Raw genomic sequence first — 14,837 nt, forward strand, 5'->3', positions numbered from 1 at the left:
GGGGTTGAACCGAGGAGGTGTCCACAGGGTGAGAAAGTCTCAAGCGCCCGGCCTGGCGGGCGCCGGGCGGGCCCCGGCATTAGGGGGTGCGTCTGGGGTTCGCACGTGCTCGGGCAGGACGCCGAGGCCGATGAACCGGCGCATGAGAGGCCCCACAATCGGCACGCTCGGGAGGTCGCGGGGGAGCGTCACCGGTCTGGGCACGCCCTTCAGTGCCGGCCGGATCAGCCGGTTCTGCACGATCCGCTGGGCGAACTGCGTGATCGCCGTCGGCGGCGTGCGGCGGCGCTGGAGCCTGCGCAGCAGCGACTCCGGTACGTGCCCGGCGCGCAGGGGACCGGCGAGCAGGTTGGCGGCGGCCACGGCGTCCTGGACGGCGAGGTTGATGCCGACGCCGAACACCGGCGACATCGCGTGGGCGGCGTCGCCGATTAGGAGCAGCCCGGGGCGGTGCCACCGGCGTAGGCGGTTGATCGCGACCCGCAGCTCGCTGACCTGGTCGAACGAGGCCAGCTCGCCGGTGCGGCCCGCGAGGAAGGGCAGCAGCTCGCCGATCGAGGAGCGCAGCGCCCCGATGCCCTGGGCCCGCAGGCGATCGAAGCCGCCCTTGGGGATGAGATAGGCGAGCTGCCAGTACGCCGAGCGGTTGATCGCCACCATCATGCGGCCCGAGGAGATGCGGCCGAACGTCGTGACCGGGTCGGTCTCCTCGCGGGGCAGCCGGAACCACACCACGTCCATGGGGGCGCCGTGCTCGACCGGGACGAGCCCGGCGGCCCTGCGCACGTCGGAGTGCCGCCCGTCGGCGCCGACGGTCAGGGCGGCGCGCAGCTCGTGCTCGCCGTCGCGGTCGCGGTAGCGCAGCCCCCGGACGGAGCCGCCCTCGCGGATCAGCCCCACCACCTCGGCCTCCATGATCAGCCGGAACGTGGGGTAGCGGCGGGCCGCCTCGGTGATCATGGTGAGGAAGTCCCACTGCGGCACGAAGGCGATGTACGGATAGCGGGAGTCGAGCCCCTTGAGGGAGACCAGCTCGATCACGCGGTCGTCCAGCCACATCTCCAGGCCGGACATCCTGCGGGGGACCATCGCGTGGAACCGCTCCGACAGCCCGAGCTCGTCGAGGACCTCCATGGTGGAGGGGTGGATCGTGTCCCCGCGGAAGTCGCGCAGGAAGTCGGCGTGCTTCTCCAGCAGCGTGACCTCGACTCCGGCGCGGGCGAGCAGTAGCGCCAGCACGGCCCCGGCGGGGCCGCCTCCGGCGATCGCACATGTCGTCGACATTTTCATCACCCGTTGAAATTATGCCACACGGCCCTGCCGCGGTGAAGCGGGGCCGGCCGTCCGGCAGGGGCCACGGGAATGCCGCGGCGGTATGGGGTGGCAGGAATAAGGGGCCGTTCGCGGGGCAGTCGGAGGGCGGCCCCCCACAGGGGCCGGCACCGAGCGACGTGGAGTTGAGGTCACATGATTGTGCTGGGCATGTTGTTGATCGTGCTCGCCGGCGCGGCCTTGGTGGCGGTGGCGACCGACGGGACCGGCGGTGTCGCGATGTCGGTCACCGTGTTCGACCGGACGCTCGAACTGAGCAAGCTGGAGCTCTTCCTGGCCGGCGCGGCGGCCGCGGCAGTCTTCCTCATCGGCCTGATGGTCCTCACCGGCGGCATGCGCCGCTCCGGCGTCCGGCGCCGGCGGCTGCGCGAGGCCCGCGCCGAGAGCGCCCGGGTCTCCCGCCTGGAGGAGGAGAAGCGGCGGCTCGAGCAGAAGCTGGAGGCGGAGTCGGCCACGCCGGCGCCCGTCGCCCCCGTCACCGTCCCGGCTCAGGCGCCCGCGCCCGAGTCCAGCCCTGCCGGGCGGCACGCGCACGTCGACCGCGACCACGACGGCGTGGACGACCGCGACGAGATCGGCGCAGCCGACCGCGTCGGCGCGAGCACCCGGCCGGCGCGCGCCGCGACAGACGCGTCCGAGCCCTACCCGACCGACCGGCTCGTCGCGGGCGATCGCCCGCGTGACGCCCGCTGAGGTCGTCGTGGAGACGAGCACCAACCGGCCGGCCGTCCGGGGACCAGGTCCCTGGGCGGCCCTGCCGGCGCGCCGCCGCCTGTCACGGCCGCTGGGCCACCGCTGCGGGCGGCACCTGCGCCCGCGCCGCCCGGGGCACGGGTATCAGCGCTGCCTGAGGAAGTCCAGGCTCCTGGTCAGCCCCGTGGTGGCCAGGTCGCGGATGCGCGCGTAGGACTCCTCGGGGTACTGCCGGGGGCCGTCCTCGACCAGCAGGATGAGGTACAGGTACACGCGGTACAGCGCTTCGCGCGTCCGCGCCGCCGGGGTGAGCCGGAGCTTCCCGCCCGCCTCCCGGTAACCGGCCAGCAGCGGATCGTCGTCGGCCAGCTCGCCGAAGATCGTCGGGGTGACGAAGTCGGCCAGCGGGTCGCCCCAGAACGCCCTCTCGTGGTCGATGAGCGCCTGGATGCGCGGCGGCCCGTCCGCGGGCGGCGTCAGGAACACGTTGCCGGGCCACATGTCGAAGTGCACCAGCGCGGGCGCCGTGACCTCGTCCAGCGCGTGGGCGTTCGAGTAGACCGCGCCCGCGATCTCCACCAGCGTGCGGGGCAGCGGGGTTCCGTACCGCACGGCGTCGTCCAGCAGGGCGCCGTGCATGATCAGGAACGCGTCACGCCAGGTGGCGCCGGTCAGCCCGGCGTACGGATAGCCGTAGACGCCGTCGCCGGGGATCGTGTGCAGCGTGGCGAGGTGGCGTCCGAGCTCCTGGCGCAGGGCCCGCTGGTCGGCGTCGCCCAGCGAGGTCGCCTGGTTCCACGGCACCCCGTCCAGCGCCGACATGATCAGATAGTCGCCGCCCAGCTCGGGGTCGTCGAACCCCGAGTGCAGCAGGCGGGGCAGCGGAAGGCCCGTGGGCGTGGCCAGGTGGTACACCAGCGCCTCGGTGCGCAGCAGGTCGCGTTCGTAGCGCAGCATCTCCAGCCCGGGTGGCGGGCCGACCTTCAGGACCACCTGGCGGCCGTCCGCGAGGGTGAGGCGCCACACGGCGTTGGCGAACCCGTCCAGGAGCTCCTCGGCCGACCGCACCCCCGTCCCCAGCGCCCTGGCGGTGAGGGCGTCGAGTTCGTCGGGTGACAGCCTGCGCTTGGTCCTGCTCTCCATCGGTCACTTCACTTAGGGTCGTCGGGAGGATGAGGGGAGGGCCGCGACGTCCGGTCCACGGCCCGCGCGGGCATGGCGGAACGGCCGGCGGCCGGCCGATTCCCGGCCGGTGGAAGCCGGGAAGGGCGAGTCAGAGGGCGGAGATCGTCCAACCGGCTTCGTGCTTGGTCCCGGGATCGAGCACGATCAGGTCGGTGCCCGAGTTGAAGGCGTCGGGCGGGCAGGTCATCGGCTCGACGGCGATGCCCTGGTAGCCGAACCCGGTGCCGGTGCAGACCTGCACCCATGGCATGGCCGCCGCCTCCCAGGCGATCTGCACGCCGGCGCCGTCCGCGCCGCGCAGCCGGACCCGGGTGACGCCGTCGGGGCCGGCGTCCAGCCCGGTGAAGGCGTGATCGGCGACGGTGGCGCCGATCGGGCGGGGGACGCGGAAGTCGAGCGGCGTGCCCTCGACCCGCTCCAGCGTGGTGGGAAGCATGGTCTCGTCGGTGAGCAGCACGTGCCCGGCGGGCACGCCGAGCTCCCAGCCCGTCTCGGGGCCCTCGCCGGCGACCAGCCAGGGATGCGGGCCGCAGCCGTACGGGGCGGGGCGGTCGCCGACGTTCTCGGCGGTGAGCGTCGTCGTCAGGCCGTCGTGGCCGAGGGTGTGGGTCACCTGCAACGCCAGGAGGAAGGGATAGCCGGGGGAGGACTCGATGGTGTGCGTCAGCCGCAGCGACGCGTGGCCGTCCTCGGTGTGCGGCGGCCCGGCGGGCTCCCAGTCGGCGAAGGAGACCAGGCCGTGCAGCGCGTGGCCCCGCTCGGGCTCGTTGACGGGCACCTCGAGGCGCTCGCCGGCGAAGGTGTAGCGGCCGTGACCGAGGCGGTTGGGCCACGGCGCGAGCAGGGTGCCGCTGTAGAAGGGGACCGGCCCTTCTATCGGCCAGCTCGCCACGAGATCGCGGCCGCCGTACCTGAGCACCCGCAGGGCAGCGCCCATGCGGGTTATCTCGGCGTGGTATCCACCACCCTGAAGAACGTACTGAGGCACGGGGAAATCCTCTCGTCGACGGGCGAAGGCCCTGAAGCGGGCGAAACCGAGGCGGGTAGGTCCCATCATCCCCGTTGCCGGGCGGTGATCAAAATTTTGCCATGCTGTGAGCGGAGTGATTGGGAGCGCTCCCATAACGCCACAAGCTAAACGGTATCCAGGAGACGGTCAACCGATTCCGGTCCTGTCTGGGGGTGTGCCCCTGTCTGCGGAGTCCGAGGCCCCTGGGGGGGAAATCGCAGGTGGACGAGTCTCCCACCTGTCGCGACAAACCGGTCATCCGACCATCGATTCATCCTATTCTGACTGAGACGGCGGGTTTCGGACGCCGCGCTAGGGGTTTTGGAGCCTCCGCAGGCGGGGGGCATCCTTGTCAGATGTCGTCAAGTCGGGCGCGAAATCACACCATGTAATGGGAGCGCTCCCATAGACTGGGGCCCGCGCAGGGGGTTCGGGCGCGGTGGCCACCCGGCCACCGCGCCCGGGGCTACCAGGCGACGGGCAGCGTGTGCACCCCGTAGATCGCCATGTGCGTCCGCGTCGGCACCCGCTCGTCCGGCGCGGCGAGGCGCAGGCCGGGGAACCGCCGCAGCAGCGCCGGATAGGCGACGCGCATCTCCATGCGGGCGAGCTGCTGGCCCAGGCACTGGTGGATGCCGTGCCCGAACGACAGGTGCCCGGCGGCGTGCCGGGTGATGTCCAGCGTGTCGGGCTCCTCGAACCGGGCCGGGTCGCGGTTGGCGGCGGGCAGCGACAGCGTCACCGAGTCGCCCGCCCTGATGCGGTGGCCCTCGATCTCGACGTCCTCGCGGGCCGCGCGCACCGGGCCCAGGTGGACGATCGTCAGGTAGCGCAGCAGCTCCTCCACCGCGGTCGCCGCCAGGGACGGGTCCTCGCGCAACGCGGCGAGCTGGGCGGGGTTGCGCAGCAGCGTGAAGGTGCCGAGCGCGAGCATGTTCGCCGTCGTCTCGTGCCCGGCCACGAGCAGCAGCGTGGCCACGCCGGAGACCTCGTCGATCGTGAGCCCCCGATCGGCGGCCAGCTCGCTGATCAGGCCGTCGCCCGGGTCGGCGCGCCTGCGCGTCACGAGCCCGCGCAGGTAGTCCATCAGGTCGTCCAGCGCCTCACGCACCTGCTCGGGCGTGGAGTCGAGGTTCAGCATCACCGCCGAGCGCCGCTGGAACATCTCGTGGTCGGCGTACGGCACGCCGAGGAGCTCGCAGATGACCAGGGAGGGGATCGGCAGCGCGAACTCCCGCACGAGATCGGCGGGCGGGCCGGTGCGCTCCATGGCGTCCAGATGGCCGGAGGTGATCGCCTCGATCCTGGGCTCCAGCGCCTGCATGCGGTGGACGGTGAAGTGGCCCGTGAGCCGGCGCCGGAGGCGGGTGTGCTCGGGCGGGTCCTCCTGCAGGAAGAACCCCGGGAGGTCCTCCAGGAGCCGCTGGGTCGCGCGCTGGCCGATCGGCGGGTGCAGCTGCGCGGGGTCGGTGGTGAAGCGCGGGTCGGCCAGCACGGCCCGCGCGGTGGAGTATCCGGTCACCAGCCAGCCGACGTGCCCGTCGGCGTAGAGCATCGGGCGGATCGGTCCTTCCTCGCGCCACCGGCGCAGGTCGCCGGGCGGGTCGAACGGGTTCGTACGGGTGAGGGGAAGGGTGACGGGGCTCGACATGGCATGAGTCACGAGGTGCTCCTTCCATTCCTGGTAAGACCGTACAAGCCAGGAAATATCGCTGAATGAAAGGAGTTATCGGAACTCGCAAAGTTTGCGCACTTCACGGCCATGGCGCGCGCGAATGCCGGACGTCCGGCCGTCACTTCCGCGCCACGCCGACCGCGAGCCACCGACCACGAGCCACCGTCACGACGCATCCGCCATGAGATGCCGGCCGGCGGCTATGAGCCATGAGCCATGAGCCGCGAGCCGCGCGTCCCGAGCCGCGAACCGCCTGTTGCGGGCTGCGAGCCGCAGGTGTGCGGGCCGACGGTCCGTGGCGTCAGGCCCGGCCCGGAGGGGTTTTCCCGAACGTCGTCAGGGCCTCGACGAATCCGCCGATCGTCGGCGCCTCGAAGAACATCCACGCCGGGACCTCGACGCCGAGGCTCTCCTGGACGCGGGCCGCGATGCGCGTGATCGCCAGCGAGTCGCCGCCGAGGTCGAACAGGTCCGCGTCGCCGTCGATCTCGGGCACGCCCAGCACCTCGGACCAGATGCGCCTGACCTCCGCCGCGACCTTCTCGTCCACGGGACCGGCGCCCGGCGCGGCGGCGGGTCCCGTGACGGTCGCGGCCATGGATCCGGTAACGGACGCGGCCGTGGATCCCGCGACGGACGCGGCCGTGGATCCCGCGACGGGCGCGGCCGTGGATCCCGCGACGGGCGCGGCCACGGAACCCGTGACGGGCGCCGCAGTGGGGCCCGCGCCGAGCAGCTCGTCCACCGGGCGGGCGGACGGCGAGGCGTCCGCGTGGGGCCGGCGCGACGGGGACGGGGACTCGGACGCGGGCCGTGGGCGCGCGAGCGCGTCCAGGGAGGGCAGCGCCAGGCCGCCGACGGGCGCGTCGGGCGCGGCCGCGAGCCCGCCGAGCAGCTCCGCGAAACCGGTGGCGAGCGCGCCCGCCCCCTCCTCGGGCACCCGGTCGCGCCGGTGGGTGAGGGCCAGCCGGTGACCCGTGTCCGTCGGGGTCATGGTCAAGGTGAGGTCGTAGGCCGTCTCGTCGACCTCGGGGCTCCAGGCGAAGGCGCGCAGCCCGTCCCATCCGCCCGGCGGCTCGGGCGCGTCCTGCTGGATGAGCGCCACCTGGAAGATCGGATGCACGCCCGGCCGCCGCCTCCCGCCGACGGCGGACGTCAGCGTGTCGAACGGGACCTCGTGCGCGAGCGCCGCCCCGACCTCCGCCCGCGTCCGCGCCACGATCGCGCGGAAGCCCTCGGTCCCGTCGAGACACAGAGGGATCGGGACCATGTTGATGAAGCACCCCACCAGGGGCTCCAGCTCCCGGCGCGCCCGCGTACCGGTCACCGTGCCGACGGTCACGCCGGACGCGCCCGTGGCGCGGTGCAGCAGGACCGAGAAGGCCGCCAGCACGGCCACGAACGGTGTCGCCGGCCCGCCGCGCAGCGCGTCCATCGTGCCCGCCTCGACCGGGAAGGCCGAGGTGGAACTCATCCGGCCGCCCGAGTCCCGGGACGGCGCGTCACGGAGCGGGCCCGGGGCGGCCCCGGCCTCCCGGGAGGCGCGGCCCGCCTCGCCGCCGAGCAGGGGCGGTGCGTCGGCGAGGCGCTCACGCCAGTGGCCCAGCCGCTCGCCCGCGTGGGCACGGGCCCGCGTCCGCGCCCACGCCGCGTAGTCGGCGTACGTCACGGCCGGCGGCGGGGGCAGCTCCCGGCCGCTGTAGAGGGCGGCGAGGTCTCGGGCCACGACGCCGAGGGAACCGCCGTCGCACACGAGGTGGTTGACCACGAGCAGCAGCCGATGCTCGTCAGGAGCCGTCCGGTAGACGGTCAGGCGCAGCATCGGGCCGGACGCGAGGTCGAACCGCTCGCCCGCGGCGGCCGTCGCGAGCCGCAGCGCCGTCTGCTCGGCGCGCGGGTCGCCGGTGAGGTCGACCAGCGTGAGCGGCGCGTCCGGCGAGCCCAGGATCATCTGACGGGGCTCGCCGCCGGAGTTCACGAACACCGTGCGCAGCGTCTCGTGCCGCTCGGCCAGGCCGGTCAGGGCCTTGGCCAGGGCGCCGACGTCGAGCGGCCCGGACAGGCCGAGCCCGAGGGTGACGTTCGGCGCGGCGACCTGGCGGTCGGTCTGGGCGGCCAGCCAGAGCCGCCGCTGCTCGGGCGAGCATTCGAGCAGGCCCGCCTCGCGAGAGACGGCGGGGATGGCGTCGCCGCCCGCTCGCCTGCGGGCCGCGAGCAGCCGGGCGACCAGCTCCTGGCGGTGGGACGGGAGGCTCGCGGCGCCGCGCGGCTCGTCGCTCACACCGTCCCGCCGTCCTCGGCGTGCGCCGCCCGGGAGGCGGACGCCTCGTGAGAGACGGCGACGTCGGCGTCGACGGGCACCCCGGGGGAGGCGACGGCCTGCGACACGGCGGCGACCTGAGGCGGTGCGGGGATCCCGGGAGAGGGCAGGGCTTCCTGCGGGGACAGGGCCTCGGGGGAATCGGGGGCCGCCTCCGGGGCGATGGCGTTGGGGGACATGTCCGTTTCTTGCGTGGCCAGGGTCTCGGGGGAGGCCAGGGCCGCGCGCAGGGCGTCGAGGAACATCACGGCGTCGCGGCCGTTGACGACCCGGTGGTCGAAGGCCACGCCCAGGTACACCACGTCCTTGACCGTGAAGCCGCCCGCGTCGTCCGGCACGACCTCCCGTTGCGGCGCGGCCAGCGACAGCGCGCAGGCGTGCCCGGGGAAGACGATCGGGATCGCCAGCACGACGCCGGGCTCGTTGTGCAGGGTCACGACGATGTTCGCCCCGAGCAGATCCTGCTCGCGCAGGCCGCCGCGCATCGCGCTCAGCCGGAAGCCCATGAGCGCGCGGGAGACGTCCCCCAGCGAGCGCGTCGCGGCGTCCCTCACGACGGGGATGACCAGGCCCCTGCCCACGTCGAACGTCACCCCGACGTGCGGCGCCAGCGACCCGCGTACGGCCCGGCCGTCGAGGGGAGCGGCGAAGAACAGGGGGAAGCGCGCGTGGACCGACCCGACCGCCTTGACGAGCAGCTCGGGCAGGCCGACGAGCGTGCGCAGCCTCTTGGTCAGCGCGCGTCCGGCCGCCAGCGCCGCGCCGACGTCGACCTTCATGACGGTGAACGCGGGGGGGATGGTCCGGTGCGACAGCTCGACCACGGCGGCGGCGCGCTGCTGCGCGCGGGACAGCGTGATGATCTCCCCCGCCTCGCCGGCCTCGTACGGCTCCGACGAGCCGTACCCCTTGGAGGGCTCTGACGGCCGGTACGCGTCGGACCACTCGGACGACCGGTACGCGTCGGACTCCGCCGCGGGGGCCGGGGCGCCGGCGAGCGCCTCGACGTCGGACTGCCGGATGATCTTCTTGCCGAGGCCGCGCACCCGCTCGGGGCCGATGCCCAGCCGTTCCATCAGCGCCCGTGCGGGTCCGGTGATCACCGGCTCGTCGTGCCCGCCGGACCCGGGGCGCGCGTCGTGCGGGGAGGCGCCCGTCCCGGCCCCGCCGGGCTCCCCGGCACGCGCGGGGCCGGGCTCTCCCGGGCCGGACGGCTCGTGCCCGCCGCCGGCGAACAGGTTCCGTTCCCGCTCGGTGCCGAACAGCCGGGCGATCACCTGGCCGGGCTCGCACTCGCCGCCCACGAGGAGCTGGTGGCTGAGCAGGCCCTCGCCCTCGGAGACGAGCTCCTCGGTGGCCTTGGAGGTCTCCAGCACGGCCAGCGGATCGCCGGCGCGCACGTGCGCGCCGTCCTCGGCGACCCACTCCACCAGCACGTACCGGGCGTCGTTGTTGTTGAGCTTGGGGACGTGTACGTCGATCATGCGAGGGCCTCCAGGACGGCCTGGCGGATGGCGGTGTCCTGGACCAGGACGTCGCGTTCGAGGTGGAGCGCCGTCGGCACCACGTCCGGCGCGGAGCAGACCACGCTCACCGGCCGGGGAAGGGAGTCCCATAGGTGGCGGTGCAGGTGGTGGGCCACCTCGCCTCCCCAGGTGCCCCCGGCGGTGCTCTCCTCGGCGACGCAGACGTGCCGCGTCCCGCCGAGCAGCGGGAGCAGCGGCCCCGGGTCGAACGGGTACAGCCGGGCGGGCACGAGAAGCTGGCAGGTGATCTCGTCCTCCAGCAGCAGGGCGCGCATCGCGGACAGCGCGCGGTGCGCCACCCCGCCCGGCGCGATCAGGGTGCAGTCCGGCGGGCTCCCGTCGTCCAGCCGGACGCGGGCGGTGTACGGCGGCGGGCCGACGAGGTCGAAGACGAACAGGTCGTCCACCTCTCCGCCGCGGTACGTCCGCCGCGTGTAGAGGACCTTGTCCTCGAACAGCAGGCACGGCTCGCCGAGGGACAGCAGGTGGGGGAGCAGCTCGCGGGCGTCGTGGAACGGGCTCATCTCGAACACCGACAGCCCGGGGATGCCGATGAAGTGCTTCTGCAGGCTCTGGCTGTGCGTCGGGCCGTACCCCCGGCCGCCGCCCGTGGGGCAGCGCACCACCAGGGGGATCTCGACGCGCCTGCCGTACATCATGGTGGACTTGCTCGCGAAGTTGAGGAGCTGGTCGAACGCCAGCCCCGCGAAGTCGCCGAACATGATCTCGACGATCGCCTTGTCGCCGGCCAGGGCGAGGCCCGCGCCGACGCCGACGATGCCGCCCTCGCTCAGCGGCGTGGACCTCACGCGCGAGCCGTACCGCGTCGAGAGGCCCTTGGTGATCTTGAAGGCCCCGCCGTACGGGTCGACGATGTCCTCGCCGAGCACGTGGACGCTCGGGTCGTCCTCCATCACCTGGTGCAGCGCCCGGTTGAGGTTGTCGGAGATCCGCTCCGCCCGGCTCACGCGCGCCCCCGGGTGACGGCGGGACGGGCCGCGACCTCGGCGGCGACCCGCGCGACCAGCTCGCGCTGGCGGGCGTCGATCCGGGCGAACCGCTCGGGGAACGCCTCGCCGTACGCGCGGTGCCAGCCGTTGAGCTCGGCCTGGAGTCGCTCCTGCTCGGGGCGGGCGTCGTCCCCCTTGCTGTGCGGGCCGATCCTGCGGGTGACGAACTCGGCGACCAGCGGCGCGGAGGTCTGCCGGACGGCGGCGACCAGCGGGCCCATCTCGTCGCGGATGTGCGCGAGGTCGACGGTGGCGATCCGGTGGTGCCGTACGCCGAACGCCTCCGCGCGCGCGGCGATCGTGCCGGACATCTGCGCCGATGTCGGGGTGGACTGGGCGATGCCGTTGTTCTCCACGACGACGAGCAGCGGCGCCCGCCAGAGCTGCGCCATGTTCAGCGCCTCGTACACGGCGCCCTCGCCGAAGGTGCCGTCTCCGATGTAGGCGCAGGCCAGGGCGCCGGGAGTGGTCCGTTTCAGCCGCAGGGCGACCCCCACCGCGACGGGAAGGCTCTCTCCCTGCACGCCGGTGGACAGGAACCGCTCGTGGTAGATGTGCTGGCTGCCGCCGACGCCGCCGCACAGCGCCCCCTCGCGGCCCATGATCTCCGCGAGCAGCCCGTGCGGGTCCGCGTACCGGGCCAGGAAGTGCCCGTGGCCCCGGTGGTTGCTGAAGACGAAGTCCTCCTCGCGCAGCAGCGCGCTCAGCGCCACGGGGATGTGCTCCTGGCCGAGGCAGGTGTGCGTGGTCCCGTTGAGGGCGCCCTGCTCGAACAGCTTCAGCAGCGTCAGCTCGAAGTGGCGGATGAGCAGCAGCCGTTCGAGGTCCTCGTCGCCGATCTTGGCCACAGGCGGCCGGTGTGCCCGCGCGGTGTCGATCACGGTGAGGGGGCTCCTTGGTCGGGGACGGTTCCGGACGTCGGCCGGGCGGCGGCGCGGGCCGCGAGCAGGGCGGCCACCGCCGCCCGCCGCTCGGGGGTGAGCGCCTTGGCCTGGGGCCGGGCGGTGACGGGGGGCGGCCCGGCGGGCGCCAGGCCGCTCAGGTAGCGCTCGAACGCCCGCTCGTCCAGCGAGGCGACGAAGGACGCGGCGGCGTCCCGCGACCGTTCGCCGAGCTCGTGACGATGGGCGGGGTCGGCGAGCAGGCGGTCGAGCGCCGCCAGCCACGGCCCTGCGTCCTGCTGGGGGACGACCGGCACCGGGCGCGCGTGCGCCCCGGCCTCGTACGCCGTGATGCGCCGCACCGGCAGCAGGTACGGCACCCCGAGCTTGGCCTCCGACAGCCCGCCGACGTCCGAGGCCAGCACGGGGATGCCGCGCAGCATCGCCTCCACGCACGTGTACCCGAACGTCTCGTCCCACAGGGACGGCATGACGAGCACGCCCGTCCTGGCGAGGATCGTGCCGATGTCGTCGGAGGGCTCGACCAGCGTGACGTTGGGCCGGGCGCGCAGCGCGGCCAGGTCGTCCTCGGTGGCGCCCCAGGTGGGCACGGCGAGGAACGGGACGCCGGGACGGGCGTCGGCCAGCGCCAGGAAGACGGGCAGGCCCTTGTACGCGCACGGGTTGACCATGGTGACCGCGCCCCCGCCTGAGGGCGTGAACGGGCCCTCGCCGTAGACCTGAGGGTGGATCACCTCCGACTCCACCGGCCCCCACCTGCGCAGGTGCTCCTGGGCCGCGCGGCTGACCGAGACGACCCCCGCCGCGGCCCCGACCAGGCGGGTCCCGGCGGCGCTCGGGTAGAAGGCCCCGGGGCCGAACGGAAGCTGCTGCAAGGTGTGCGCCAGGTAGACCACCCGGCCGGGCGTCGCCCGCGAGGCCGCCCCGAGCATGATCAGGCCCGGGTCGTCGGACGGCACGAGCGTCCAGGTGGGGCCGAGGGCCGCGGCCACCTCGCCGACCGTCCTCGCCAGCCGCGAGGGCTCGACGACGGCGTGCGCCACCACGCCCCGGTACTCGTAGACCACCGTGTCGCCGGTCGCCGAGCGGACCTCCGCGCCGAGATCCCTCAGGTAGGACAGGTGCCGCTCCGGCGACGTGCGGCGCAGCGCGCCGGAGAGCGGGGCGACGACGTGGCAGTCGTGACCCCGGGCGGCGAGCTGCTCCATCAGGATGCGGTTGGACTTGTTGGCCCCGCCGTGGGACGGCAGGTGGAACATGTTCTGGGCGAGCAGGATCCGCATCACGGCCCCTGCCGCGCGAGCCGCCCGCGCAGCCGGTCGGCGATCATCCGCCGCTGTTCGGCGGACAGGTGGTCGAGCCGGCGGCGTATCCCGTCGGCCGGGGACTCGGCGGCGGGCTCGTCCGGCAGCGCGGCGATCAGCGAGGCCGCCGCGCCGAGCCCGCCGGCCGGGGTCCTGTCCTGCGGCGGGAGGACCGTGCCCCGTTCGAGCGCCCTGGCGAGCAGCGCGCGGACCTCCTCGGGCGTCCAGCGCCGCGCGGGCAGCCAGGACGCCAGCCCGTGGCGTTCGAGACGTTCGGCGTTGTCCGGCCGGTCGACCCCGTGGGCGAGGATGACCTGCGGCGTTCCGGCCAGCAGCGCGCGGCTCAGCGTGCCGATGCCGCCGTGGTGCACGATGGCCGCGACCCGGGGCATGACGGCACGGAAGGAAAGGCGGGGGTGCCAGCTCACGCCCGGGGGCAGCGGGTCGGGTACCAGGTCGTGGTGGCGGACGACGAGCAGCACGGGACGCCCCGACAGCCGGGCGCCCTCGACGGCGGCGTCGTAGAACTCGCGGTGCAGCATCCGCCCGGTCCCGCCCGTGACCAGCACCGGCCGCACCGGGCCGTCCAGGACGGCGGCCGCCTCCGGGGGGAGCGCCTGGTCCTCGTCGTCGGGGAGGGGGAAGCCGGTGAGCCGCACGTGCGCGGGGGAACGCGCGCCCGCCCGGTCGAACCACCCGGGCCACAGGCCGAGTTCGAGCCGGGGCGCGGCGGACCGGTCGTCCCAGCCGGAGACCGGGCCGAGGCCGACCTCCGCCCGCACGCGGGTCAGGCCGTCCGCGAGCAGGTGCCGGTAGGCGTGCATCGCGGCCCGGGTCGCCATGACCTGGATCGGCGCCACGGCGACCCACGCCGCGGGGGCGCCGAGCGCCTCGGCGGCGAAGAGCACCGACAGCGCCGAGGTGTGCCGCCCGACGAGCACCGTCTCGCCCGGCCGGTGCCGCTCGGCCAGGGCACGGAACTCCAGGACCATCTGCTCGTACAGGCCGTTGCGCTCGTAGAACTCCGGCCAGCCGAGGCCGTCCAGCAGGTCGGGGGTGTCGCTCAGCGTCCGCTCGAACTGCGCCTGGGAGTCGATGGCGACGAAGTCCAGACCGGCGCGCGCGGCCCGCTCGCGGTAGTGGGCGTGCGTGAGGAGCGTCACCGGGTGGCCGCCGGCGCGCAGCTCTTGTCCGAGCCGGACGAACGGCAGCACGTCGCCGTCGGTGCCGTGGGTCACCAGCAGCATCGTGGAAGCCGGGGCGGTGGCCATGCGGCGTCAGTCTTCCTCGGCGAAGAGGGCGAGCACGTCCTCGTCCGACATGCCGTCCAGCTCGGCCATGAGCGCGGCGATCTCGGTGTCGTCGGCGGCCTCCAGGCGTCCGTGGTCGATGGCCTTGGCGGCCTCGGCGACGGTGAAGTCGCCCCCGAACAGCCGGTCGATCGGAAGCTCGACCCCGTAGGTCTCCTGCACGCGGGCGAGGAACCTCACCATCGTCAGCGACTGACCGCCCAGCTCGAAGAAGTCGTCGTCCACCGAGCCGGGCGTGACGCCCAGCAGCTCGGCCCACATCGCGGCGACCGCGGTCTCCGTGAGTGTCACCCGGCCCTCCACATGATGCCTCGGCTTGTTCCGGACCTGCCCGGCAGGAGCGCATGCGTCGTCGGCGCGTCCGGCACAGGGGGTCGTGAGGGAGCGCTGCTGGAGCGCTCCCGAACCTTAGGGACGTGAGCGAAACAGTGTCAAGAACTATTATCTTTACAGATATAACGGACATATGGTTGACCACGGAATATGGTGGGCGGAAACGCCGAGTCTTGTGAAACATTCAGGACATCTTGACGCCGCGAGGCGGCAATCCCTAGCCTGACGGTCCGTCGGA

The 14,837-nt window shown here is 73.8% G+C and carries 12 protein-coding genes; 1 reads left to right on the top strand and 11 read right to left on the bottom strand.

What is annotated here, in order from left to right; translation table 11 throughout:
* Window positions 1-39 precede the first annotated feature (39 nt).
* Window positions 40-1,290, bottom strand: coding sequence for an FAD-dependent oxidoreductase (locus tag DQ384_RS02045; protein ID WP_425451411.1), 1,251 nt, complete (start codon window positions 1,288-1,290; stop codon window positions 40-42).
* Between the two features lie 192 nt (window positions 1,291-1,482).
* Here DQ384_RS02045 and DQ384_RS02050 point away from each other — a divergent pair, with 192 nt between their 5' ends.
* Window positions 1,483-2,025 carry a hypothetical protein gene (locus DQ384_RS02050; RefSeq protein ID WP_147268603.1) on the top strand — a complete coding sequence of 181 codons (543 nt, stop codon included), beginning with the start codon at window positions 1,483-1,485 and terminating at the stop codon, window positions 2,023-2,025.
* 144 nt (window positions 2,026-2,169) lie between these two features.
* On the opposite strand, the gene DQ384_RS02055 is transcribed toward DQ384_RS02050, so the two are convergent.
* The 10 genes from DQ384_RS02055 to DQ384_RS02105 form a co-directional block, all read right to left on the bottom strand.
* A complete protein-coding gene (locus tag DQ384_RS02055) occupies window positions 2,170-3,168 on the bottom strand; it encodes a phosphotransferase family protein (RefSeq protein WP_114026903.1) in 999 nt (332 codons plus the stop codon).
* Window positions 3,169-3,298: 130 nt separating this feature from the next.
* Window positions 3,299-4,198 carry an aldose 1-epimerase family protein gene (locus DQ384_RS02060; protein WP_245966186.1) on the bottom strand — a complete coding sequence of 300 codons (900 nt, stop codon included), beginning with the start codon at window positions 4,196-4,198 and terminating at the stop codon, window positions 3,299-3,301.
* 487 nt (window positions 4,199-4,685) lie between these two features.
* On the bottom strand, window positions 4,686-5,882 hold the full coding sequence (locus DQ384_RS02065) for a cytochrome P450 (RefSeq protein WP_245966187.1): 1,197 nt from the start codon (window positions 5,880-5,882) through the stop codon (window positions 4,686-4,688).
* 313 nt (window positions 5,883-6,195) lie between these two features.
* A complete protein-coding gene (locus DQ384_RS02075) occupies window positions 6,196-8,175 on the bottom strand; it encodes a condensation domain-containing protein (protein ID WP_114026905.1) in 1,980 nt (659 codons plus the stop codon).
* Complete coding sequence (locus DQ384_RS02080) at window positions 8,172-9,698, bottom strand: 2-oxo acid dehydrogenase subunit E2 (RefSeq protein ID WP_114026906.1); 1,527 nt, start codon at window positions 9,696-9,698, stop codon at window positions 8,172-8,174. The genes DQ384_RS02075 and DQ384_RS02080 overlap by 4 nt, the downstream gene beginning before the upstream one ends.
* Window positions 9,695-10,708, bottom strand: coding sequence for an alpha-ketoacid dehydrogenase subunit beta (locus tag DQ384_RS02085; protein WP_114026907.1), 1,014 nt, complete (start codon window positions 10,706-10,708; stop codon window positions 9,695-9,697). Before DQ384_RS02085 ends, DQ384_RS02080 begins: the two co-directional genes overlap by 4 nt.
* Window positions 10,705-11,631, bottom strand: a complete 927-nt coding sequence (locus DQ384_RS02090; protein ID WP_114026908.1) for a thiamine pyrophosphate-dependent dehydrogenase E1 component subunit alpha — start codon at window positions 11,629-11,631, stop codon at window positions 10,705-10,707. Before DQ384_RS02090 ends, DQ384_RS02085 begins: the two co-directional genes overlap by 4 nt.
* Entirely contained in the window at window positions 11,628-12,935 is a 1,308-nt protein-coding gene (locus tag DQ384_RS02095) for a glycosyltransferase family 4 protein (protein WP_147268604.1), read from the bottom strand. The genes DQ384_RS02090 and DQ384_RS02095 overlap by 4 nt, the downstream gene beginning before the upstream one ends.
* A complete protein-coding gene (locus DQ384_RS02100) occupies window positions 12,935-14,227 on the bottom strand; it encodes a glycosyltransferase (RefSeq protein WP_114026910.1) in 1,293 nt (430 codons plus the stop codon). The genes DQ384_RS02095 and DQ384_RS02100 overlap by 1 nt, the downstream gene beginning before the upstream one ends.
* Window positions 14,228-14,233: 6 nt before the next feature.
* Window positions 14,234-14,557, bottom strand: coding sequence for a phosphopantetheine-binding protein (locus DQ384_RS02105; RefSeq protein WP_147268605.1), 324 nt, complete (start codon window positions 14,555-14,557; stop codon window positions 14,234-14,236).
* Window positions 14,558-14,837 lie beyond the last annotated feature (280 nt).

The organism is Sphaerisporangium album (assembly GCF_003323745.1).
GTDB classification, from domain to species: Bacteria; Actinomycetota; Actinomycetes; order Streptosporangiales; family Streptosporangiaceae; genus Sphaerisporangium; species Sphaerisporangium album.